Raw genomic sequence first — 21897 nt, 5'->3', positions numbered from 1 at the left:
ACCTCGGGGCAGCGCCAGTGACAAACCACCGCCCGGATCGGAATGCCGGCCATTCGGTAGTGACAGGGCAGCAGGGGGGATGACGATCACCGGCCCGGGTTCGCACGCATCGCCCGTCCCGGAACGCCACGATGGATATCACGCGCGCTCGTCCGTTCGTCCCCGATCGTAGAACATGGCAAACAGCTCGGATTGCGATCCGACGCCGAGCTTCGCGTAGATGTGCTTTTTGTGCGCACGCACGGTCTCGAACGAGATCGACAGCTTCTCCCCGATCGCGCGTGACGAGAATCCGCTCAACGACAGCATTGCGACTTCGATTTCGCGCGTCGTCAATGCGCCGCGCCCGTTCTTTCCGGTCAGCATGCCGAAGCGCGCATGCGGATCGGGCGCATCGATTTCCGCTGTGTGCGACGCGCCTTTGACCGCGAATGTTTCGAACCGCAAGCGCTGCTGCATCAGCGACAGCACCCATGGCGTGTACAGCGTGAGCAGTGCCATCTCGCGCTCGTCGTACTTGCTCGTCTTGCCGAGCGAGAAGCCGAGCGTGTGATCGCGATCGATCACGACGTTGAAATGCACTTCGTCGCCGACGATGTTCTTCTTGAAGTACCGCTCGTAGTACTCGGTCATCCGGAAGTTGTCCGGCGCGACGTCGGCAAGCGTGTAGAAGCCGGGCGCCTGCGTTTCGAACGCGGCGAGATAGAACGGATCGAGCTGATAGAGCGCGGCCAGATAGTCCTGAAACATCAGGTCGAGCTTGCCGTCCGGCATCGCCTGTTCGGCGAGCACGAGCGGGGCGGCGTCGCGCGCGAAACGCAGCGCGACCCAGTTGCCGACAGCGACGTGCCGTTCGAGCACCCGCGTGAGGCGCGCCCAGAAATGCGGGCCATCGAGGGCATCGATGGCCGAACCAATCTCCCGATGAAAAGCGAGATCTCGCCATTCGAAGTCCATCGTGTCCTCCGGTGAGGTAACCCTGGCGGGGAATTTCAGGTCAAAAATAATAACCCGATAATTTGCCTCACTTCGTCACGCAGCAGACCATGCAGCGCTTTGCTCGGCGCGTGTGGCTGAGACGTGCAACTGAAAGGCGATTGGAAGGAGATGACTTCATGCAGGTAGAACTCGCGCAACTGACGCTCGTCGACGGCGACGTCGTGCACAACACGCGCAAGGTGATCGATACGATCGAACACGTCGACAGCGCAGGCGGTACCCGGCTGATCGTGTTCCCCGAAACGACGCTGTCCGGCTTCCCGACGCGGGACACGGTCGCCGACGTCGCGCAGCCGCTCGATGGCCCCGCATTGTCCGCGGTACGCGACGCGGCACGGCAAAAAGGTGTTGCCGTGGCCGTGGGCCTCGCCGAGCGCGACGGCGGCCGGTTCTACAACACCACGGTGCTCGTCGACGAGCAGGGCGATATCGTGCTGCGCTATCGCAAGACGCATCTTTGGGCGTCGGATGTCGGCGTCTTCACACCGGGCGACCGCTTCGCGACCTGCAGCTGGAACGGTCTGACGGTCGGCCTGCTGATCTGCTACGACATCGAATTCCCCGAGACGGCACGCGCCGTCGGTGCGCTCGATGCCGATCTGGTGATCGTCACGAACGGCAACATGGACCCGTTCGGTCCGGTGCATCGCCGTGCGATCGCCGCGCGAGCGATGGAGAACCAGATGTTCGCGGTCATGGTGAACCGCTGCGGTTCCGGCGACGGCAACCTGACGTTCGCCGGCCTTTCCACGCTCGTCGATCCATTTGGCGACACGGTGATCGAGCTGGGCCGAGACGAGGCGGTCGTGCACGCGAGCGTCGATCCGACGCTTCTCGAAGCGAGTCGTGAGCACTACAGCTATCTGCACGATGCCCGTGTGGCGCTCGGTCTGTCGCCCGTCGAACAGGCTGGCGGGAACCGCGCGGTCACGATCGACCCGCGCCGTCACCGCGCCGAATAGCCGGAATCCACGGCCCATTGAACGCATGGGGCAGGGCGCAATGCCCTGCACTTGCTCGCCCGTCCCATTGAAATGCCGACCAGACGGCACACAGGCTTTCGTATTGGCCGCCGAGGCCCAGGAGACAACATGCAAGCGTCATCATCCCATGAACCCGCACGCCTGAAGCGCACACTCGGCCTGCCGTCCGTGCTGCTGTTCGGGCTCGCCTACATGGCACCGCTGATCGTCTACGGTACTTACGGCGTGCTGGCCAAGGCCAGCGACGACACGGCCGCGCTTGCCTATCTGCTCGCGCTGATCGCCATCGCCTTCACCGCGCTCAGCTACGGCAAGCTCGCGCGGCTCCATCCGACCGCGGGCTCGGCTTATACGTACACGCGCAAGACGTTCAACCCGCATCTGGGGTTCATGATCGGCTGGGCAACGCTGCTCGATTACTTCTTCCTGCCGATGGTGATCTGGCTGATCGGCGCGGCGTATCTGAACGCGGCATTTCCGCACGTGCCGACCTGGATCTGGATCGTGGCGTTCATCGTGTCGACGAGCGGCCTGAACATCGTCGGCATCGATCTGGCCGCGCGGTTCAACATCGTGCTGATGGTCGTGCAACTGGCGGTCGTCGCGATGTTCGTCGTGCTGTGCGTGCACTATGCGTCGGCTGCGGCGGGCGCGGGCGGTATTGCAATGGCGCAGCCGCTCTTCAAGCCGCACGTGCCGTTCGGCGCGACGATGGCAGGCGCCGCGATTGCCGCATATTCGTACCTCGGCTTCGACGCGGTCTCGACGCTGACTGAGGAGACGATCGATCCGAAAAAGAACATGCCGCGCGCGATTCTGCTGATTGCACTGATCGGTGGAGCGATCTTCGTGATCGCGGCGTACACGATGCAGCTCGCGCACCCGGGGGTCGAATTCAAGGATACGGATTCGGCCGCGTTCGAAGTGGCGAAGATGATCGGCGGCGATCTGTTCGTCACCGTCTTCCTCGCAGGCCTGATCCTCGCTCAGTTCGCGTCGGGCATCTCCGCGCAAGCGAGTGTCGGCCGGTTGCTCTATGCGATGGGCCGCGACGAAATCCTTCCGAAGCGCATCTTCGGTTTCATCCATCCGCGTTTCAAGACGCCCGCGATCAACATCGTGCTGGCCGGCAGCGTCGGATTGATTGCGCTGAAGCTGGATGTCGCCACCTCCACGTCGTTCATCAACTTCGGCGCGTTTCTTGCCTTTACAGCCGTCAATCTGTGCGTCATCCGCCTGTACCTCCGGGGGCATCAGGGCGAACACCGGATCGGCGTGGTCGGCGGACTCGTTTTTCCCGCGATCGGCGCGGTATCCGATATCTGGCTGCTCGTGAGCCTCGAGAAGGCTGCACTCGTGCTCGGCGTCGCGTGGTTCGTGCTCGGGCTGGTGTATCTGTGCTGGATTACGCGCCTGTTCCGCCAGGCACCGCCGGAAGTTGCGATTTGACCGGGCAGCGGAAGGATGGGCAGCGAGCATTCAAATCCGGCTAGGGACATCACACAAACCTTCGACGGTCGGTGCGGGCGCGGGAATCCACAATCCAGCGTTCGGTCCGTTGCAGCGATCGCAGCGTCCGGCGCCGGACACCCGGTGGCCGGTCAGCTTACGCGGCGCAAAAAAAATCCCGGATATCCATCCGGGCTGGGCATGTGTGACATGGGCCTTGGAACCATTTCTAGGGCCTGATCATGAACCCCGATTTAACTTCGATAATTCACCTTATGTCAAATTACAAATTCACCCGAAAACACCCCTGAAATCCCGGCCAGCCGCCGCCGCAATCCCGCCTCATCGGCCGCCCCCAGCCCCGTTTTCCAAGCACAAACCGATCTGGACAAAATCAATCGCCCACGATTCCCCGACGGCCGCCCACCAGACGCCGTCTCCAACCACCGCAAACCGCCCGCATCACGACGCTCAGGAAACCCACATCCCCTGCATCTTGTGCGAGAAATGCGCGCGCTCGGCCGTCTCCATCAGCGACAGGAATTCGTCCTGCGTCATGTGGATCAGCGCTTCGTGGTCGCCGGCCTCGAAATACACTTCCGGCTGCTGCGCGAGATGTTCCTCGAGGAACGTCTTCATCCCGTACGCCATGCATACCGGCGGCAACGCGCCCAGGTCGCAATCCTTGAACAGTTCGCGCAGTTCGATTTCCCTGGCGAGCACGAGATGGCGGCCGGTCTGGACCCAGAGGTCCGACAATCGCACCGCGTGCGATGTCGGCAGCACGGCGGCGACGTAGCCTTCGTCGTCCTCGAGCAGCACGGTTTTCGCGAGGCGATCGCCGGGGATATGCGCGGCGGCGGCCGTCTCCATGCTGGTATGGCTATACGGGTGGTACACGACTTCGTACCGCGATGACTTCTGGCGCAGGCAATCCTGCAGGGTGGCTGATACAGGCATGGCACACCTCGTCTGGGCGAATCGGGCGAACGAAGTTCGCTCCGGATTTGTTCAGCATAGGTCGCATTGCGGCCAATGGAAACGCCCTCGCGCGGCACCCCGTACGGACGGCCCGCACCCGGCTTCGGCCCCTTTTCCGATCACGCGACCGCCCTCGCCGGCATGTGAAATTTGGGCCCGGAATGCGCGTCCAGACGCTTGCCGAACCCACCTTGCCTGAAGACCAAACTTGCGATGCGCCGTGCGGCGCGATGACGCAAACTCATGCGACGGCGGATCGGCATTAGACCGTTAGTTGCATTTAAGAGACGGGTATCGAGATGCCAAAATCATCCCCGCCAGCCGCCAAGGTTCAGCCAGCCACGGGCCGGCAAGCCGCCGCAAACCGCCCCGACAAAGACCGGCTCGCGCCCTATACTGAGCCCAAGCGCCCGCCATCCCGCGGCGGCCGATTCCGGGAGCGACCATGCATTACCAGCTGATCTACGAACTCGTCGACGATTACCTGTCCCGGCGCGAGCAATACCGCGCCGAGCACCTCGCGCTCGCGAAGGCTGCAACCGAACGCGGCGAGCTCGTGCTCGCCGGCGCGTTGCAGGATCCGGCCGACCAGGCCGTGCTCGTGTTCGAAGGCGATTCGCCCGAAGCCGCCGAATCGTTCGCGCGCGCCGATCCGTATGTGCAGAACGGCCTCGTCAAGTCGTGGCGCGTGCGGCCGTGGCGCGTCGTGGTCGGCAAGCACGCACCGCACTAGGCATCGCGGCTACAGCCACCCCGCCCGCTTGAAGCGCCACCACAGCGCGAGATCGGCCGCGACCATCACCGCGATGCAGCCGTAGAAGCCGTACTTGAGGTGCAGTTCGGGCATGTTCGCGAAGTTCATCCCATAGATGCCGGCGATCATCGTCGGGATCGCGAACAGCGCGGCGAACGAGCCGAGCCGCTTGGTCACCTCGTTCTCGGCGAGCGAGATCATCCCGAGATTGACCTGGACCGCGGTCACGACCATCTCGCGGCGCCCTTCGATCGTCTTCACGATCCGCTGCAGGTGGTCGTACACGTCGCGGAAGTAATGCTCCATGCCGCTGCAGACCTGCGGAATGCGGCCGCCGGTGAGCTTCGCGAGCGGCTCGATCAGCGGCGCCGTGTGCTGGTGCAGCATCACGAGCCGGCGTTTCAGCGAATAGAGATCCTCGATGATCGCCCGCGACGACGCGAGCGTGGCCTTCGCGAAGATGCGATCCTCGAGTTCCTCGAGCTCGTTACCGAGCGTCTCGAGGATCGGGAAATAGCGGTCGACGACCTGGTCCATCAACGCATAGAACACGAACGCCGACCCCTCCTGCAGCAGATGCGGCTCGTGCTCGCAGCGCTTGCGCACCGCGCGGAAGTCCTGCTCGGTATGGTTGCGGATCGACAGCACGTAGTTCGGGCCGACGAACACGTTCAGCTCGCCGACATTGAATTCGCCGTCTCCATCGAGCTCGACCGTATGCAGCACCGCGAACAGCGAATCGCCGTACTCCTCGATTTTCGGGCGCTGATGCCCCTTGCGGGCATCCTCGAGTGCGAGTTCGTGCAGCGCGAACTCCTCGCCCATCAGGTCGATCTCTTCCGGTGTCGGATCCTTCAGGGCGACCCACACGAAACACTCGGGCTTCGACACGTAGTCGCTGATGGCATCGATATCGATGTCAGCCAGCTTGCGGCCGTCCTGGTATGCAGCACAATTGATCAGCATGGTGTCTCTAATATTGCGGTTTTCGCACCAGTTTACCGGTTTGGCGCGCGGGCGGCCCGCCTTGCGCGGTGCGCCGATATTGGTCATGATCGGACTGCCTGCGCCGCAGCACGCGCGGCACCGCTTCGGCAAACGCACGGCACGGCCGTGCGGCCCAACCATCAAGGAGACAGGCCCATGTGGTATTTCTCGTGGATACTCGGCATCGGCGTGGCGCTCGGCTTCGGCATCATCAACGCGATGTGGCTGGAAGCGGAAGTGTTCTCGCGCGACGACAAGCGCACCGGCGCGGCGCGCTCGGGCTCCGGGAGCCGGTATTCGTGACGCATCTGGTGTTCTTCTGCGGTCATGCCGGCACCGGCAAGACCACGCTCGCGAAGCGGCTGATCGGGCCGCTGATGCGCGCGACCGGCGAAGCCTTCTGCCTGCTCGACAAGGACACGCTCTACGGCCGCTACAGCTCGGCCGCGATGGGCGCCCTCACCTCCGATCCGAACGATCGCGACAGCCCGCTCTACCTGAAGCATCTGCGCGATCCCGAATATCAGGGCCTGCTCGACACGGCCCGCGAGAATCTCGCGCTCGGCATCGGCGCGCTCGTGGTCGGCCCGCTGTCGCGCGAAGTGCGTGACCGGCGCATCCTCGACCGCGCCTGGCTCGGCATCGGGCCCAACATCGCGCTGACGGTCGTCTGGGTGCATACGGCGGAAGACGTGGCGCACCAGCGGATCGTCGCGCGCGGCAACCCGAACGACGCGTACAAGCTCGCGCATTGGGACGAATACCGGCAACGCCGCTTCGTGCCGACCGGCCATGAATGCGACGGCATCGTGATGTTCGACAACACCGCGCCGTCCGACGCGGACATCGATGCGCTGCTGTACCGCATCGTGCCGCCCGCGCCGCAGGCAACGATGGTCCCGCCGCTGCCCGCCTGAGCGGCACGCACCCACCCCGTTCCTTCCCGCTCCATCCCGCTTCGGCCCGCCAAAAAAACAACGCCGGAAGCGCTGTTGCGCTCCCGGCGTTGCACGGCCCTCGTGCCGGAGATCCGTCAGGCGACTTCGTGCACGCGCTCCATCGTGCCGCCGTCGTACAGCTTGCCGAAGCGGTTCGACAGGAACGCCTTCAGCGACACCTTTTCCTGCGGAATGAAACCGCTCTGCGGCAGCTTCTTCTCGCGGAACAGATCCAGCACCGCGCACATCGCGCCGGCCGTCGTGATCTGGATCGCGCTCATGTGCATGCCGCACACGTCCTTCGCGAAAATCTTGCGCGTGAACACATCCTGCACGAGCTGGCCGTCCTTCACGCCCGTTACCGTCACGAACACGAGCACGACGTCCTGCTTGGTCGACGGCACTGCGCGGCGCATGATCGACTTCAGCGTGTCGCGGTCGCTCGCGAGGCGCAGGTCCTCGAGCAGGAACTGCACGAGTTCGCGGTGGCCCGGATAGCGCACCGACTTGTAATCGAGCGTCTCGACCTTGCCCGACAGCGTCTCGCACAGCGTGCCCAGGCCGCCCGACGTGTTGAACGCCTCGTATTCGGTGCCGTCGAGCGAGAAGTGCTCGAGGCCTTCGAGCGGCTGCACCCACTGCTTGCGGCCGTCGCGGATCGCTTCGCACGGCTGGCAGTATTCGTTGATCAGGCCGTCGACGCTCCACGTCAGGTTGTACTTCAGCGCGTTGGTCGGATACTCGGGCAGCGCGCCGACGCGCATCTTCACGTCGCGCACTTCACTGAAGCCGTTCACGAGCTCGTGTGCGGCGATGCCGATGAAGCCCGGTGCCAGGCCGCACTGCGGCATGAACGCACGGTCCGAACCGTCGGCCAGTTCGCGAATCGCGTGGGTGGCGCGCACGTCCTCGGTCAGGTCGAAGTAATGGACGCCGGCCGCCTTGGCCGCCGCGGCGACGTTGACCGCGAGGTAGTACGGCAGCGCATTGACGAGCGCATCGAAGCCCTTCACGGCTTCACGGATCGCATTGGCGTCGGCCGAATCGACGCGTTGCGTCGCGATGCCTTCACGCGACAGCTTGGCGAGCGCATCCGCATCACGGTCGAACGCGACGACCTCGTAGTCGCCCGTTTCACGCAGCATGTGAGCAATGGTGTGGCCGATCAGACCTGCGCCGACGATGGCGATTTTCATGCGCTTATCTCCTGAGGATGGGTTTGGTGTTGGTGTACGGCGTCGAGCCATGAACACAGTTTAGGGACGCGCAAAATCAGTTCCAAGACGAAGAATGATGCGAAACGACCTATAAATTCGACGAAATGACGATGCATTTCGTCACAACGACCAAATCGTCTAAAAATCGCATATATGACGTGCCGCAAACGGGCCGCCATCGATGCGTCTGGACGGACAGGAAGAAACGAGCAAAGCGGGACAGGCGCCAAGCGAAGAAATCGTTACGCGTGTGCGGGCCGGCATTCGACCCGGCGACGCTCGCGTGACGACGCGCGAGGCAACGCCCCGCCCTGCGGCGAACGCAAACGGCGGGGGTTCAACGGAAGGTAAAGGAGGAACAACCTGCGCGACGAATCGCGCCGCGGCGTCACGCGCGACGCCGCATGCGGCGCATCATCCGCCGATCGTGCCGCGATCGATCTTGCGCGACAGAATGATCGACGTCGTCGTGCGCTCGACGCCCTCGAGCGTGCCGATCTGGTCGAGCAGGTCGTTGAGCCGTTCCGGCGAATCGGCACGCAGCCACGCGACGTAGTCGTACTCGCCGCTCACCGCGCACAGCAGCTGCACTTCGGGCATCCGGTCGAGCTTGCGCAATACGTCCTTGCCGAACTTCGGCGTGAGGATGATGCCGACATACGCATAAATGCTCGCATCGAGCACGTCCTGCCCGAGCCGCACGCTGTACCCGGCGATCACGTTCGTGCGCTCGAGCCGCGCGATGCGCGCGACGACCGTCGTGCGGGCGACGTCGAGCTGCCGCGCGAGATCGGCAACGCTTGCGCGCGCATCCGCTTGCAGCAGTGCAACGAGCTGCCGGTCGAGGTCGTCGAGTTGGTCGAGGCGAGGTGGACGCATGAGGCTGGGCCGGCGGGCAGCGCGCCGGCGAAATGGAACGTGACGCGATGATAGCGCCGAACGCCGGTGCGCCCAAACGGCGTCGCACGCCTTCACGGACTCACGCGTTCGCACCGCTCTCGTCGCTCGCGTGCGACGCGCGGGGTGCCGACACAAACACAACCTAACGCCATCGACCGCCGCCCGTCCGCGATGTCCGTTTCCTTTCAATTTCGATTCGTTTCGGATGTAAGCAAGTGTCGCTTTCACTGCCGCGTGACACGCAACGTGCTACTAATAGCAGGCGACGCGAGATGCGTGCTCGCGGCACAGGCCGCGGCGCCCGCTCGCACGACACCACCCCGGAGAGCCAACCATGAAGAAAATCTCGCTCACCCTCGCGATGCTCGCCGTTGCAGCAGGCGCGTTCGCGCAAACGCCGCCGCAACCGCAGACGCCCGCCCCGGCGACGGCAGCGGCCGCGTCCGCGCCGAGCGCCGAACAGCGCGCGGCACGCCGCGAAGCGCGCATCGAGCAGCGCATCAAATACCTGCACGATCAGCTGAAGATCACGTCGGCGCAGGAGCCGCAATGGAAGACGTTCGCCGACACGATGCGCGAGAACGGTGAAACGATGGGTCACCTGTATCGCGCACGGATGGAAAGCCACAACGTGTCCGCGGTCGACGACATGAAGCAGTACGCGGAACTCGCGCAGGCGAACGCGGACGGCGCGAAGAAGCTCGCCGACGCATTCGCGCCGCTCTACCAGAGCTTCCCGGCCGAACAGAAGGCACTGGCCGACACGACGTTCCGCAGCTGGCTGCACCATGGCGGCGAACACCGCGGCACGGGCAAGGCCAAAAACAAGGAAGGCAAGGCAGCCGCCGCGCCGGCCGCAAGCGCGCCCGCGCAACCCTGACGTCCGCCTCGCCGGCGCCGCGTTGCCCGGACGGGTGAACGGCGTCGCGCATCTCGCGGGAATTCGGCGCGTCACACGGCGCGCCGAATTCGGGATAAGCTCCCGGCTTTTCCCGCACTTCCCCCCGCCATGCTCGAACTCAAGCACATCGATCTGCGTACCGACCCGCAGGCCCGTCACGTCGTCAAGGACGAAACCGTCACGGTCGCCTTCGCGGCTGCCGACGGCGAACTGATGAGCCTGGAAGGCCCGAACCGCTATGTCGCGGGCGACGCACTGATCACCGGCTCGACCGGCGACCGCTGGGTCGTGTCGCGCGCACGCTTCGACGCGAAGTACCTGCCCGCCGACCCGGCGCTCGCGCACGGCACGCCGGGCGCGTATCGGAACCGGCCGGCCGTCGTGCTCGCCCGCCGCATGGACGAGCCGTTCACGATCGCCCGCTCGGAAAACGGCGACACGCTGCGCGGCGTCGCCGGCGACTGGGTGATGCAGTATGCGCCCGGCGACTACGGTGTCGTGCAAGCGCAGCGTTTCGCGCAGGTCTACCGCGACGCATAACGCACCGCAGCAGCGCGACGCCGGCCTCGCGCCGGCGCGCGCTCACGTTCACGCGAAGTCTTCGTCGAGTTCGAGTTCCGCGTCACGCTCGACGGCCTCGCCGGCCGCGTGGCGCTCCTCGAGCGAGCCCAGCATCGCTTCCGTGTACGCATGCAGCACCGCATGGCTGCGGGCACGCTGCATCGGCTTAAGCGCCAGATAGCGCGCCAGCGCGGCCGGCACGATGCGGATATCGAGCGTCATCCGTTTCGGCGCGGAGCCGAAACGCATCGCAAGCCAGTGCACGGACAGGAACCGCCCGCGCTCGTCGCTGCTTTCGGCAAAGCGCGTCTGCTCCGGAAAGAGATCGCAGATCACGCGCGCGAGCGCGTCGAATTCCGCGCTCTGGCATTCGATCAGATAGTCGTCCATCTCGTCTCTCCCGTCAGGCAACCGTGCGCGACGGCCGGCACGCCTTCACCAGCACGACGACCAGGATCGCGGCCAGCACGAAATACCCGGCCTCGACCCAGGCGGGCGGCAGCACGCGCACCTGGTACAGCAGCGCCGGCGCCGCCGCGAGCGCATGCAGCACGATCGCGAGCGGCAACACGCCCGCGCGGCCGGCGCGCACGCCGCGCCAGACCAGCACCGACAGCGCGAGCTGCAGCACGAACGCCGCGCAGCGCTCGAGCAGCAACAGCAGGATCGACTGTGCCGACAGCGTTGCCAGCATCACGTGCAGCCGCACGACGGTATCGCCGGGCAAGTCCGCGAGCTGCGTCTCGAGCTGCCCGCGGCTCGCGAGCCACGCGAGATACGACCACTGGCCCCATACGAGCACACCGACGAACCAGGCTTCGGCACCGGCATGGCCGATCCCGTAGCCGATGCCGCGCCCGTCGCCCGCCGACGTGCCGTAGCGGCGGTTCAGGATCCGCATCCCGAGATAGCGGCCGACTTCCTCGAACACGGCGGTGGCGAGCGCGCTGTACGCGACGAACGCGAGCGGCTGCGTGAGCCAGCCGCCGGCGGGCGTCTGGCTCAGCACGAGGCCATGGAACGCGCGTTCGACGATCATCGCGAACAGCGTGAAGACGGCGACGCCGACGATCGTGTCGCGGCGGTTGAGCGCAAGCGGCTTGCGCAGGATACGGAAGAGAACGAACGGCAGTAGCGCGATGATCAGCGTGGCGGCGATCAGCACCGCCAGCGTGACGGGAGCGACAGTCATGAATTTCCTTGTTCGGGGCAGCGCACCTGGCGCGCTGCGTGCCCCGAATGATACTCAGCTTGCGGTCGACGCGCGCGCAATCAGCTCGCCGGGCAGCATCGCGACGCGCACGTCGCCGGCCGCGCCGTCGATACGCTCGTGCACGAATTCGACGGCCTTGTACCCGATCTCGTAGGTCGGCTGGCGGATCGTCGTGATGCCGATCAGTTCGGCCCACTCCGGATCGTCGATCGACAGCAGCGCGGCCTTTTCCTGCCACGCGGCGCCGAAACGCGCGCGCAGATGGCGCGCGATTGCGAGCGCGACCGGCGCGTTCGCCAGCAGCGCGAACGCGCGCCCGGGCGTGGCGCTGCCGTGCGCGGCGTGCATGCGCGGCAGGCTCGCGAGCTTCCAGCCGAACGCGATCGCGGCGACCGGCACGACGCAGAAGAACGCCCATCGCCAGCCGACCATGCCGCCGAGCAAACTGCCCAGCGGCGCGGCGACGACGGTGGCCAGCGCGTTGCCGCCGTTGACGATCGCCAGCGCGCGCGGAACCTGCCGGTCCGGCACGAGGCGCATCGCGGTGGCCGCCGACATCGACCAGAACCCGCCGATGGCGACGCCGATCAGCGCGCGCCCCGCGATGAACGCCAGATAGTTCGGCGCGAATGCGACGACCGTGCCGGACACGATCATCAGCAGCGTCAGCGACAGCAGGACCCGCTTGCGGTCGCGCCGCCCGGCCAGCGACGAGATGAACAGGCTCGTCAGCAGCGCGAACGCGCCCGACACGGAGATGGCCTGGCCGGCCTGCCCTTCGCTGATCCGCAGATCGTGCGCGATCGGCGTCAGCAGGCTGACCGGCATGAATTCGGACGCGACGAGCGCGAACGCGCCGAGCGCCATCGCGAGGACGGCGCCCCACGCGGCGGTGTGAACGGGCGCGGGCCCGCGATCGGAAGGGGAAACGGCTTGCATCGTTGAATCGGGAGGGGTGCGGATCGGTGGCGTCGGGGATGGGCGCGTCAGTCGCAATGCGCGACGGCCGTGCCGCGATCGGCCAACGACGTGCGGCCGTCGGCATCGCGCGCCGCCATCACGCGGGTGGACGCGGCCCGCGCATCGTCGACCCACGTGCGCGGATTGGCGTGCGCCGGATTGAAGCCGGCGGCTTGGTAGCGAATCATGTCCTCGCGCACCTGCTCGCGCGTCAGGCCCTGCGCATGGACGAGCAACGGACTGGAAACGGCAAGCGAGGCGACAAAAAGGCGAAGTAGGGATTTCACGAGACGGACTCCGGGATAAATGCGTGGACGGTTCCCGAGGCCGGCAGCGGCCGCGCGGGAGCCTGAACGCTTCGCAGTCTATCGGCCCGCGATCGATCGATTAAGTAGCGCGACGCGCTTGGACTTATAAGCTACACCGATGAATCGGCCGAGCGGGCGGCGGGCGGCGCGGGGCGGTGTCGGTGCTAGGATGGGCGTCCGTTTCGACAGGAGCCGCCCGACATGCCGCGCGAAAACCTCAACGATCTGCTCGTGTTTCTGGCGGTGGCGCGCGACCGGAGCTTCACGCGCGCGGCGGCGCGGCTCGGCGTGTCGCAATCGGCGCTGAGCCAGACGGTCCGCGATCTCGAGACGCGCCTCGGCGTGCGGCTGCTGACGCGCACGACGCGCAGCGTGTCGACGACCGAAGCGGGCGAGGAACTGTTTCAGGCCGTCGCGCCGCGCATCGACGAGATCGAGATGAAGCTCGCCGCGGTGGCCGATTTCCGGGACAAGCCGGCCGGCGTCGTGCGGATCACGGCCACCGAGCATCCGATCGACACGATCATCTGGCCGAAGCTCAGGCGGGTGCTGCCTGATTACCCCGACATTCGCATCGAGCTGTCGGTCGACTACGGGCTGTCGAACATCGTCGAGGAGCGCTACGACATCGGCGTGCGTTACGGCGACCAGGTCGCGAAGGACATGATCGCGGTGCGCATCAGCCCGGACATCCGGATGGTGATGGTCGCGTCGCCGGCCTATCTCGACGGCCGCAAGCCGCCCAAGACGCCGCAGGACCTGCTCGATCACGACTGCGTGACGCTGCGGCTCGCGACCGCGAAGGGCATCTATGCGTGGGAGCTGAAGAAGGGCAGGAACGAGATCCAGGCACGCGTGAGCGGCCGGATCACCTGCAATACGCAACCGCATCTGGTGCAGGCGGCGCTCGACGGATTCGGCATTGCGTTCGTCACCGAGGACATCGTGCTCGACCACGTGCGCAGCGGGCAACTGCGGATCGTGATGCCGGACTGGTGCCCGGTGTTTCCCGGCTATCACGCGTACTATCCGAGCCGCCGCCAGGCATCGCGCGCGTTCTCGATCGTGATCGACGCGTTGCGGCATCGGGCATAGCGGGATGGCAGGACGGCGGAGCCGGGCATCCCCCGGCTGGGTGGGCTTGCCCGGATCATGCACAATACGCGGCATCTGAGATGGGGAGACTGGCCCGTGGGAATCAACTTCGATTTGACCGACTTGCAGGCGTTTCGCGCGGTGGTGGAGCTGGGTAGCTTCCGGAAGGCCGCCGACGCGATCAGCATTTCGCAACCCGCGTTGAGTCGCCGGATCGACAAACTGGAGGAAGCGCTCGGCGTGCGCCTGTTCGAGCGCACCACGCGCAGCGTCACGCTGACCACCGTCGGGCGCGTATTCGCGCCGAGTGCCGAGCAACTGCTGGACGATCTCGACGTCGCGCTGCTCGGCATCCGCGACGTGTCATCGAGCCGCCTCGGCCATGTGACGATCGCGTGCGTGCCGTCGGTGGCCTACTACTTCTTGCCCAACGTGATCGCGAGCTATCATCGCCGCTTTCCGCGCATCCGGGTCAAGCTGCTGGATGCCGGCGCGAACGAGGTGCTGAGCGCAGTGATCAGCGGCGAGGCCGATTTCGGCGTGAGCTTCATGGGCAGCCAGGAACCCGAGATCGACTTCAAGCTGCTGCTGCAGGAGCGGTTCGTTGCCGCATGCCGGCGCGACCATCCGCTCGCGCGCAAGAAGCGCGTGACCTGGAACGAGCTTTACGAATACGAATATGTGTCGGTGGACAAGACTTCCGGCAACCGCCTGTTGCTCGACCAGGCGCTGACGACCGTCGCGCCGCGTGCGCCGAGCGTGTGCGAGACGCGCCACGTGACGACCCTGCTCGGGTTGATCGAAGCCGGGCTCGGCGTCGCCGCGGTGCCGTCGATGGCGATGCCCGGACACGACCATCCACTGCTCACGAGCGTGCCGCTCGTCGAACCGGTGGTCAAGCGCCGGGTAGGCATCGTGAAACGGCGCGGGCGCCCGCTGACGCCGGCCGCGGAGGAGTTTCACCGCGCCATCGTCGACGCCAAACGTGCCGGCGCCGGCGCCGCACGCAGCGACGGATCGACGTGACCAATACAAAATATCCGATGAATACGACCGGAACATCGAGGAAGACAGCATCGTGAGGTTGGCAAGACCGCTTCGTTCGCTCTACGTGCAGGTTCTGCTGGCGATGGTGCTCGGCGTGAGCGTCGGGCACTTCTGGCCGTCGGTGGGCGCGATGCTCAAGCCGCTCAGCGATGCGTTCGTCGGTCTCGTGCGGATGATGATCGCGCCGATCGTGTTCTGCACGATCGTCTCCGGCATCACGTCGCTGGCGAACGGCAAGGCCATCGGGCGCACGATCGTCCGCGCGCTGCTGCTGTTCTATCTGCTGACCGCCGTCGCGCTCGCCTTCGGGCTCGTCACCGCGTTCGTGCTGCGGCCCGGCGCCGGCATGCACGTCGACGTGCACCATCTCGACCCGCGCATCCTGGCGCAATATGCACCGCACGCGCAACCGAACGGGCTCGTCGAGTTCGCGTTGAGCGTGATCCCCGATACGATGCTCGGCGCATTCCAGAAGGGCGAGGTGCTGCCCGTGCTGCTGCTGTCGCTGCTGTTCGGCTTTTCGCTGAATGCGTATCCGCAGGCCGGTCGGCCCGTGCTGGCGCTGATCGACGGCGTCGCGCTGGTTGTCTTTCGCGTGCTCGCGATGGTCATGCGGCTCGCCCCGCTCGGCGCATTCGGCGCGATGGCGTTCACGGTGGGACGCTTCGGCATCGGCTCGGTGGGCTCGCTCGCGTGGCTGATGGTGTCGTTCTACGTGGCCTGCGTGCTGTTCGTCGCGCTGGTGCTGGCGCCGCTCGCACGGCTGCACGGCTTCGCGTTGTGGCGGCTGTTGCGCTACCTGCGCGAGGAACTGCTGATCGTCCTCGCGACGTCGTCCACGGAGCCGGTCTTGCCGCGACTGATCGTCAAGCTGGAGTCGCTGGGTTGCGACAAGGGCGTGGTCGGCCTCGTGCTGCCGGCCGGCTACTCGTTCAACCTGGACGGCACGGCGATCTACCTGACGCTCGCGGCCTTGTTCATCGCGCAGGCGTGCGACGTGCCGCTGTCCGCGCCGCAAATTGCCGCGATGCTGGCCGTGATGCTGTTGACGTCGAAGGGCGCGGCAGGCGTGTCCGGCAGCGGACTCGTCGCGCTCGTCGCGACGCTCGCCGTGATGCCCGATCTGCCCGTGGCCGGCGTCGCGCTTCTGGTGGGCATCGATCGCTTCATGTCGGAGGCGCGTGCGCTGACGAGCGTGATCAGCAACGCGTGTGCGGTGATCTTCGTCTCGTCGTGGGAAGGGGCGTGCGATCGCGCGCGTCTCGCACGGATGCTGAACGGGCCCGGGCCCGCGAGCCCGAATGGCGCCGATGATGCCGACGCCGATGCCGCGCGCGACGGGAAGACGGTCTGACGCACGCCTTCCCGTGGTGCGTGCTCAGTGTGCGGAGACGGGATCCAGTCCGGTCGATTTCACTTCCGACTGCACGTCGGGCGACGCGAGATAGTCGAGCAGCGCCTTCGCTTCCTTCGGATGTTGCGCGCCGACCGGGATGCCGGCGGCGAAACGCGTGACCGACTGCAGCGATTCGGGAATCTTGCCGACGAAGGTCGCGCCCTTGACGGGCAGCAGTTCGCTGACCTGCTGGAAGCCGATTTCGTAGTCGCCATTCGCGACCACGGACGCGACCGGGATCCGCGGGACCATCTTCGCCTTCGATTTCACCTGGTCCTCGATGCCGAGCTTCTTGAACAATTCCCGCTCGATGTAGACGCCGCTCGCGCTGTCCGAGTAGGCGATCGACTTCGCGTGCAGCAGAACCTGCTTCAGGCCGTCGGCCGAGCTGATGTCGGGTTTCGCCGCGCCGTCGCGCACGACCATGCCGATGCGCGAATCGGCCAGCTCGACGCGCGATCCGGGGATCACCTTGCCTTGCTTGATCAGATCGTCGAGCGCGTAGCCGACCATGATCACCGCGTCGGCAGGCTCGCCGCGCGCGAGCCGGTTCGGAATCGCTTCGGGCGACTTGCCCATCGACGGGCCGAGCGCGGTGGCGAGCGTGTTGCCCGTGCTGGACGCAAACTGCGGGCCGAGCAGCTTGTAGGCGGCGGTGAAGCCGCCCGAGCTCATCACGTGCAGGTCGGCGGCCTGCACGTGCGCGCTGACCGCGGTGGTGGAGACGAACGCGGTCGCGCACAGTTTCAGAAGCAGGTTTTTCATCGTCATGGTCATGGTCTGGATCGTACGGAGTCGGGGCAGGTCGTTCGGCACGAGGCGTCAGTGCGCCGGCGTGAGCGTCGCCGGGTGGCGGCGATAGAGCGCGAACGTTGCAAGCAGCGCGCACACCGCGGCGAGGCTCATCCAGTAGCCGGGCGCGGCCTTGTCGCCGGTCATGTGAATGAGCGCGGTCGAGACGGCGGGCGTGAAGCCGCCGAACACGGCCGTCGCGAGGCTGTAGGCGAGCGAGAAGCCTGCAACGCGCACCTCCACCGGCATCACTTCCGTGAGCGCGACGACCATCGCGCCGTTGTAGATCCCGTACATGAACGACAGCCACAGCAGCACGAGCAGCATGTTGACGAACGACGGCGCATGGGCGAGCAGCGACAGCGCGGGATAGGCGGTCGCGATCGCGAGCACCGTCATGCCGACGAGCAGCGGCCGGCGGCCGATGCGATCGGACAGCGCGCCGCCGATCGGCAGCCAGACGAAGTTCGACAGGCCGACGCACAGCGTCACGAGCAGGCTGTCGGCGGTGCTCAGGTGCAGGACGGTCTTGCCGAAGGTCGGCGCATAGACGGTGATCAGGTAGAAGCTCGTCGTGGTCATCGCGACCAGCATCATGCCGGCGAGCACGACGCGCCAGTTATGCATCAGCGTGGTGAAGACTTCCTTCATGCTCGGACGATGCCGGCGTGCCTTGAACTCCTGCGTTTCCTCCAGGTTGCGGCGCAGCATGAAGATGAACGGCACGATCATGCAGCCGACGAAGAACGGCACGCGCCAGCCCCACGCGGCGATCGCCGATGCGCTGAGCCACTGATTGAGCGCGAAGCCGAGGGCCGCCGCGACGACGATCGCGACCTGCTGGCTGGCGGACTGCCAGCTCGTGAAGAAGCCCTTGCGGCCAGGCGTGGCCATTTCGGCCAGATAGACCGACACGCCGCCCAGCTCGGCACCCGCCGAAAAGCCCTGCAGCAGGCGCCCGAGCAGCACGAGCGCGGGCGCGAGCAGGCCGATCGTCGCGTAGCCGGGCACGAACGCGATCAGGATGGTGCCGCTCGCCATGATCGCCAGCGTGACGATGAGGCCCTTGCGGCGGCCGACGTCGTCGATGTACGCGCCCAGCACGATCGCACCCAGCGGCCGCATCAGGAAGCCGGCGCCGAACACGGCGAACGTCATCATCAGGGACGCGAACTCGCTCGCGGCGGGAAAGAACACGGCCGCGATCTGGGTGGCGTAGAAGCCGAACAGGAAGAAGTCGAACTGCTCGAGGAAGTTGCCGGCCGTCACGCGGAATACCGCGGCGGCCTTCGAACGTCCGGTCGGAAGGCTGGGCGAGGGGTGCATCTGGGTGTCTCCAGGAAATCGGGAAAATGCGCGGGAGCGGTTGATTGTCGTTTTCGCCATGTTCGCTCGGAGACGGGGAAACGATAAGTGCGATTTTTGGAAGGATTGATGTTGTTTGGTTATCAATGGGAGACGGGGTCGGGCGGGCCGGGCCGGCAGCGGAATCCAGCGAAACAACCGAAAAATGCCGAAAAAAAGCCCCGCATTGCGCGGGGCCCGTCGGCTAATTCACCGGCAAATCGTGAACGGTTTCAATGCGTGCCGCGGGTGCGCGGATCGTTGAGGTCCTCGGTCGGATCGGTCAGCCCGAGCTCGTCGCCCGCGCTCCAGTACGGCGTGCTGCCGTAGTACTCGTGCAGCGGCTCGGCCCATTGCGGGTCGGCCATCGCCGGCCAGTGATCCTTGTCGAAGCCGGGTGCGTTCTTGATCCGCTCGGACGATACCGACAGCAAGAAGCACTTGCGTTCGGTATCGAGGGTGAGCGCGCTCCATGGAATCGCGAGCAGCTTGTCGCCGATGCCGAGCAGGCCGCCGCTCGAGAGCACCGCATACGCGATGCGGCCCGAGCGCACGTCGAGCATGATGTCCTTGATCTTGCCGACGTCGTCGCCATCGGTCGTATAGACCTTGTCGCCTTCCAGCGTGTCGGCCGCCATCACGTCGGGGCCGGGGCCCGCCGCCGTCGCGGCGCCCTTGCCGATGATGCGGGTCCGTCCTTGATCGGGAGTCTGCATGGTTGTCCTCCTGGCTGCATGGGGCGCGACCGTGCCCGGGATGGGCCCTGGGGGTCGCGCGGGTAGTCGGGCGAGGCGAGGATCGCCCCGTCACGTCCGCTTCGGTTGCGACACGCCTTCCAGCGTGTTCGCGACTTCGTCGCGCGCCGCGCCGGCCGTGCGCGTCGCGATGTCCGCGAGCGACAGCATGCCGACGAGGCGCTGGTCGTGATCGACGACCGGCAGGCGGCGCAACTGCGCGTCCGCCATGTAATGCTGGATCTCGTCCAGCGGATCGTCCTCGAAACACCATTCGATCGGGCCCGACGCCACTTCCTGAATCCGCGTTTCCGGCGGCTTGCCGGCCGAGATCGCGCGCACCGTGAGGTCGCGGTCCGTGACCATGCCGATCAGCCGGTTGTTGTCGCACACGGGCAGCGCGCCGATGTCGTAGCGCTCCATCAGTTGCGCGGCATGACGGATCGAGTCGGTCGGCGCGATATGCACGACGTCCTGCGACATGATTTCGTTCACGCGATGCATCAGGTCCTCCTTCCGGGTTGAAGCGGGGCCATTCGATTCAGCAAGCGGCGTGCCGCGACGCACGCGGCGGCCGCACCGTGTCGGCCGTCATTTGTCTCGACGTTTGGCCGGATCCTGCCATGGGCCGTCGTCGTGCGTGCCCGGCGGCGTGTCGGGTTCGATGCGCGTGACGCCGCCGGTCGCGGGCGGATCGCTCGCGGGGAACGTGTCCTCGAGCTGCTTGTCGATATGCCGCTCCGAGTGGCGCGTCTTCGTCTGATCCTGGTGCTTCAGCGGCGGCGACGTATCGGGTTGCTCGTGCGCCGGCGCGTCGCGGCCGGACCGGGTCGAATCCTTCATGGCAAGCCTCCGTGTCGGTGACGATGGTGCGCTGATCGCGCAACGGCTGTGCCCGCTGCATACACGCGGCACGCGACTTGCCGCTCCTATGGCCGACGACGACGCGCGGCGCAATACGCCGCACACACACGCACATCAAGCAGGAGGCACGATGACGAATCCCAAACAGCGGCCAGGGGTGCGCTATGAAGTCAACGTATGCGGCGGCGGGTTCGATTCGCTGAAGAGCCATTTCAGCACGTGGAAACACGAGACGCTGATCTACCGGCCCGATCGCCGGATGTTCGAAGGCAAGGCTGACGTGCGGCCGCTCGGCGACGAGACGTTCGGCTCGACCGAGCCGGCGCGCTTGGCGCTGCAGCGCGCGTGCGAGCCGGCCGATCCGTATGCGCTCGCCGCGCGGGTGCGCGACGACGGCCGCGAGCTGTGGCTCGTGATGGCCGCATACGAAGCGTAGCGACTCGCTTGAAAGAATTGCAGCGCGCGGTGTAGCGAAGGCACGACGCGCTGTCTGGCGGCATGCGCGGCGGCGCGGACGGCGCCGCACACGGACGGCCCGCGGACGGCCCGCGGACGGCAAGCGGACGGCAACCGGACGGCAACCGGACGGCAACCGGACGGCAACCGGACGGCACGCGGCTTGCGGCGTGCGTAGACCCTCGAGCGGCGCGCGCACGCGCGCCACCGGTCCGATCCCTTGAGGAGCGACACGATCGAATGCCCATGAACCGAAACCCCGCCCAGTCGTTGCACCGGCCCGAGCCGCCGCCGCCCGGCATCACGCCGGAGCCCGAGCCGCCCGAGCCGGACATCGTCCCGCCCGGCACGCCGCAACCATTTCAGGATCCGGAGGGCGACCCGCCTGTGCACCCGCCGCCGGAACGCGAGCCGCCCACCCGGGAGCCGCCGATTCACGCGCTGCCGACGGGCATACCGCCGGCGGCGTTCATTCCATCCACGGAGGGCCCACGATGAGCATCAGCGTGAAACCCGGCATGCTGCGCGACGTGGCCGAGACGCTCGGCCGCCATTTCGAGGCGCGCGCGATGCCGTTCCATGTCGAGGAGCAGCCGGCCGGCGCGCTGCATTTCGGCTTTCGCGTCGACGGCCACCAGGCGTCGCTGACCGTCACCTTCGACGCCGACGCGTTCGCGGCGCTCGAACAGGCCGGCACCGAGCGGCAACGCGGCGCACTGACGCGCGTCGCGGCCGAATTCGACACGATGATGGCGCGCCGCGCGCCGACCGCGTATGCGGGCGATTTCCATTTCAACCGGCTTTGAGCCGGGCCGCGATGGCCGGCCAGCGCCGCCCATTCCACGGAGGATTCCGATGAAGCCGATCCAGACGATACGCGTGGGCGCCTGTGCGTTCGCCGCCGCGTGCGTGCTGGGCGCCTGCACGCAACCGCAGGGCACCTATGGCACGCGCGGCGCACCGCCGGCGCCGCCGGGCGCTCGGGGCGCGTCGCCGACCACGACCATGCCCGACGCGA

General features: G+C 66.4%; 27 protein-coding genes. 13 read left to right on the top strand and 14 right to left on the bottom strand.

Annotated elements, in window-relative coordinates; translation table 11 throughout:
• Positions 1 to 138 precede the first annotated feature (138 nt).
• Complete coding sequence (locus F3J14_RS14425; protein ID WP_166723564.1) at positions 139 to 957, bottom strand: helix-turn-helix transcriptional regulator; 819 nt, start codon at positions 955 to 957, stop codon at positions 139 to 141.
• Positions 958 to 1115: 158 nt separating this feature from the next.
• Between F3J14_RS14425 and F3J14_RS14420 the strand changes: the two genes are divergently transcribed.
• The gene (locus tag F3J14_RS14420; RefSeq protein WP_166723563.1) at positions 1116 to 1961 is read left to right on the top strand and encodes a carbon-nitrogen hydrolase family protein; all 846 of its coding nucleotides are present in this window, start codon (positions 1116 to 1118) and stop codon (positions 1959 to 1961) included.
• Between the two features lie 129 nt (positions 1962 to 2090).
• Entirely contained in the window at positions 2091 to 3431 is a 1341-nt protein-coding gene (locus F3J14_RS14415) for an APC family permease (protein ID WP_166723562.1), read from the top strand.
• Positions 3432 to 3902: 471 nt separating this feature from the next.
• On the opposite strand, the gene F3J14_RS14410 is transcribed toward F3J14_RS14415, so the two are convergent.
• Positions 3903 to 4391: a YbaK/EbsC family protein gene (locus F3J14_RS14410; RefSeq protein WP_166723561.1), complete on the bottom strand. Its 489-nt coding sequence runs from the start codon at positions 4389 to 4391 to the stop codon at positions 3903 to 3905.
• A 466-nt stretch (positions 4392 to 4857) separates the two neighbouring features.
• On the opposite strand from F3J14_RS14410, the gene F3J14_RS14405 reads away from it, so the two are divergent.
• A complete protein-coding gene (locus F3J14_RS14405; RefSeq protein WP_006759492.1) occupies positions 4858 to 5145 on the top strand; it encodes a YciI-like protein in 288 nt (95 codons plus the stop codon).
• Positions 5146 to 5154: 9 nt separating this feature from the next.
• Here the strand turns inward: F3J14_RS14405 and corA are convergent, their stop codons facing one another.
• Positions 5155 to 6132: a magnesium/cobalt transporter CorA gene (corA, locus tag F3J14_RS14400; protein ID WP_166723560.1), complete on the bottom strand. Its 978-nt coding sequence runs from the start codon at positions 6130 to 6132 to the stop codon at positions 5155 to 5157.
• A 177-nt stretch (positions 6133 to 6309) separates the two neighbouring features.
• On the opposite strand from corA, the gene cydX reads away from it, so the two are divergent.
• Together cydX and F3J14_RS14390 are read left to right on the top strand one after the other, a co-directional pair.
• Positions 6310 to 6456 (top strand): cytochrome bd-I oxidase subunit CydX, encoded by a 147-nt coding sequence (gene cydX / locus F3J14_RS14395; RefSeq protein ID WP_166723559.1) that lies wholly within the window; start codon positions 6310 to 6312, stop codon positions 6454 to 6456.
• Entirely contained in the window at positions 6453 to 7070 is a 618-nt protein-coding gene (locus tag F3J14_RS14390) for an ATP-binding protein (RefSeq protein WP_166723558.1), read from the top strand. The genes cydX and F3J14_RS14390 overlap by 4 nt, the downstream gene beginning before the upstream one ends.
• Before the next feature lie 116 nt (positions 7071 to 7186).
• On the opposite strand, the gene F3J14_RS14385 is transcribed toward F3J14_RS14390, so the two are convergent.
• Positions 7187 to 8287 carry a saccharopine dehydrogenase C-terminal domain-containing protein gene (locus tag F3J14_RS14385; RefSeq protein WP_166723557.1) on the bottom strand — a complete coding sequence of 367 codons (1101 nt, stop codon included), beginning with the start codon at positions 8285 to 8287 and terminating at the stop codon, positions 7187 to 7189.
• Between the two features lie 435 nt (positions 8288 to 8722).
• Positions 8723 to 9187 carry an Lrp/AsnC family transcriptional regulator gene (locus F3J14_RS14380; RefSeq protein WP_006481526.1) on the bottom strand — a complete coding sequence of 155 codons (465 nt, stop codon included), beginning with the start codon at positions 9185 to 9187 and terminating at the stop codon, positions 8723 to 8725.
• A gap of 355 nt (positions 9188 to 9542) precedes the next feature.
• On the opposite strand from F3J14_RS14380, the gene F3J14_RS14375 reads away from it, so the two are divergent.
• Together F3J14_RS14375 and F3J14_RS14370 are read left to right on the top strand one after the other, a co-directional pair.
• Entirely contained in the window at positions 9543 to 10088 is a 546-nt protein-coding gene (locus F3J14_RS14375) for a Spy/CpxP family protein refolding chaperone (protein ID WP_166723556.1), read from the top strand.
• 129 nt (positions 10089 to 10217) lie between these two features.
• On the top strand, positions 10218 to 10649 hold the full coding sequence (locus F3J14_RS14370) for a PGDYG domain-containing protein (RefSeq protein WP_011656930.1): 432 nt from the start codon (positions 10218 to 10220) through the stop codon (positions 10647 to 10649).
• 48 nt (positions 10650 to 10697) lie between these two features.
• Here the strand turns inward: F3J14_RS14370 and F3J14_RS14365 are convergent, their stop codons facing one another.
• From F3J14_RS14365 to F3J14_RS14350, 4 genes are read right to left on the bottom strand one after another with little or no spacing between them, the layout of a single operon-like run.
• Complete coding sequence (locus tag F3J14_RS14365; RefSeq protein WP_166723555.1) at positions 10698 to 11060, bottom strand: DUF3022 domain-containing protein; 363 nt, start codon at positions 11058 to 11060, stop codon at positions 10698 to 10700.
• Positions 11061 to 11073: 13 nt separating this feature from the next.
• Positions 11074 to 11862, bottom strand: coding sequence for a YhfC family glutamic-type intramembrane protease (locus F3J14_RS14360; RefSeq protein ID WP_166723554.1), 789 nt, complete (start codon positions 11860 to 11862; stop codon positions 11074 to 11076).
• Positions 11863 to 11916: 54 nt separating this feature from the next.
• Positions 11917 to 12822, bottom strand: a complete 906-nt coding sequence (locus tag F3J14_RS35425) for an MFS transporter (protein WP_247682219.1) — start codon at positions 12820 to 12822, stop codon at positions 11917 to 11919.
• Between the two features lie 47 nt (positions 12823 to 12869).
• Positions 12870 to 13130, bottom strand: coding sequence for a DUF4148 domain-containing protein (locus tag F3J14_RS14350; protein WP_166723553.1), 261 nt, complete (start codon positions 13128 to 13130; stop codon positions 12870 to 12872).
• 222 nt (positions 13131 to 13352) lie between these two features.
• On the opposite strand from F3J14_RS14350, the gene F3J14_RS14345 reads away from it, so the two are divergent.
• The 3 genes from F3J14_RS14345 to dctA all read left to right on the top strand — a co-directional run bounded on the left by F3J14_RS14345 (position 13353) and on the right by dctA (position 16647).
• Entirely contained in the window at positions 13353 to 14246 is an 894-nt protein-coding gene (locus F3J14_RS14345) for a LysR family transcriptional regulator (protein ID WP_166723552.1), read from the top strand.
• A gap of 96 nt (positions 14247 to 14342) precedes the next feature.
• Positions 14343 to 15272: a LysR family transcriptional regulator gene (locus tag F3J14_RS14340; RefSeq protein ID WP_166723551.1), complete on the top strand. Its 930-nt coding sequence runs from the start codon at positions 14343 to 14345 to the stop codon at positions 15270 to 15272.
• Positions 15273 to 15324: 52 nt separating this feature from the next.
• Positions 15325 to 16647, top strand: coding sequence for a C4-dicarboxylate transporter DctA (gene dctA, locus F3J14_RS14335; protein WP_166723550.1), 1323 nt, complete (start codon positions 15325 to 15327; stop codon positions 16645 to 16647).
• A 24-nt stretch (positions 16648 to 16671) separates the two neighbouring features.
• Here the strand turns inward: dctA and F3J14_RS14330 are convergent, their stop codons facing one another.
• The 5 genes from F3J14_RS14330 to F3J14_RS14310 form a co-directional block, all read right to left on the bottom strand.
• Positions 16672 to 17454, bottom strand: coding sequence for a substrate-binding domain-containing protein (locus F3J14_RS14330; protein WP_166723549.1), 783 nt, complete (start codon positions 17452 to 17454; stop codon positions 16672 to 16674).
• A gap of 57 nt (positions 17455 to 17511) precedes the next feature.
• Positions 17512 to 18807 carry an MFS transporter gene (locus F3J14_RS14325; RefSeq protein ID WP_166723548.1) on the bottom strand — a complete coding sequence of 432 codons (1296 nt, stop codon included), beginning with the start codon at positions 18805 to 18807 and terminating at the stop codon, positions 17512 to 17514.
• 251 nt (positions 18808 to 19058) lie between these two features.
• Positions 19059 to 19541 (bottom strand): PRC-barrel domain-containing protein, encoded by a 483-nt coding sequence (locus F3J14_RS14320; protein ID WP_006753979.1) that lies wholly within the window; start codon positions 19539 to 19541, stop codon positions 19059 to 19061.
• 90 nt (positions 19542 to 19631) lie between these two features.
• Positions 19632 to 20063, bottom strand: coding sequence for a CBS domain-containing protein (locus F3J14_RS14315; protein ID WP_166723547.1), 432 nt, complete (start codon positions 20061 to 20063; stop codon positions 19632 to 19634).
• 87 nt (positions 20064 to 20150) lie between these two features.
• Positions 20151 to 20402 carry a hypothetical protein gene (locus F3J14_RS14310; RefSeq protein ID WP_006753981.1) on the bottom strand — a complete coding sequence of 84 codons (252 nt, stop codon included), beginning with the start codon at positions 20400 to 20402 and terminating at the stop codon, positions 20151 to 20153.
• Between the two features lie 151 nt (positions 20403 to 20553).
• On the opposite strand from F3J14_RS14310, the gene F3J14_RS14305 reads away from it, so the two are divergent.
• The 3 genes from F3J14_RS14305 to F3J14_RS14295 all read left to right on the top strand — a co-directional run bounded on the left by F3J14_RS14305 (position 20554) and on the right by F3J14_RS14295 (position 21685).
• Positions 20554 to 20859, top strand: a complete 306-nt coding sequence (locus F3J14_RS14305) for a hypothetical protein (protein WP_166723546.1) — start codon at positions 20554 to 20556, stop codon at positions 20857 to 20859.
• Between the two features lie 260 nt (positions 20860 to 21119).
• Positions 21120 to 21377 (top strand): hypothetical protein, encoded by a 258-nt coding sequence (locus F3J14_RS35685; protein ID WP_166723545.1) that lies wholly within the window; start codon positions 21120 to 21122, stop codon positions 21375 to 21377.
• On the top strand, positions 21374 to 21685 hold the full coding sequence (locus F3J14_RS14295; protein ID WP_166723544.1) for a hypothetical protein: 312 nt from the start codon (positions 21374 to 21376) through the stop codon (positions 21683 to 21685). The genes F3J14_RS35685 and F3J14_RS14295 overlap by 4 nt, the downstream gene beginning before the upstream one ends.
• Positions 21686 to 21897 lie beyond the last annotated feature (212 nt).

The sequence above is a fragment of the Burkholderia sp. Tr-862 genome (assembly GCF_011753085.1).
Lineage (GTDB): Bacteria > Pseudomonadota > Gammaproteobacteria > Burkholderiales > Burkholderiaceae > Burkholderia > Burkholderia ambifaria.
This window is presented reverse-complemented; position numbering and strand designations above follow the sequence as displayed.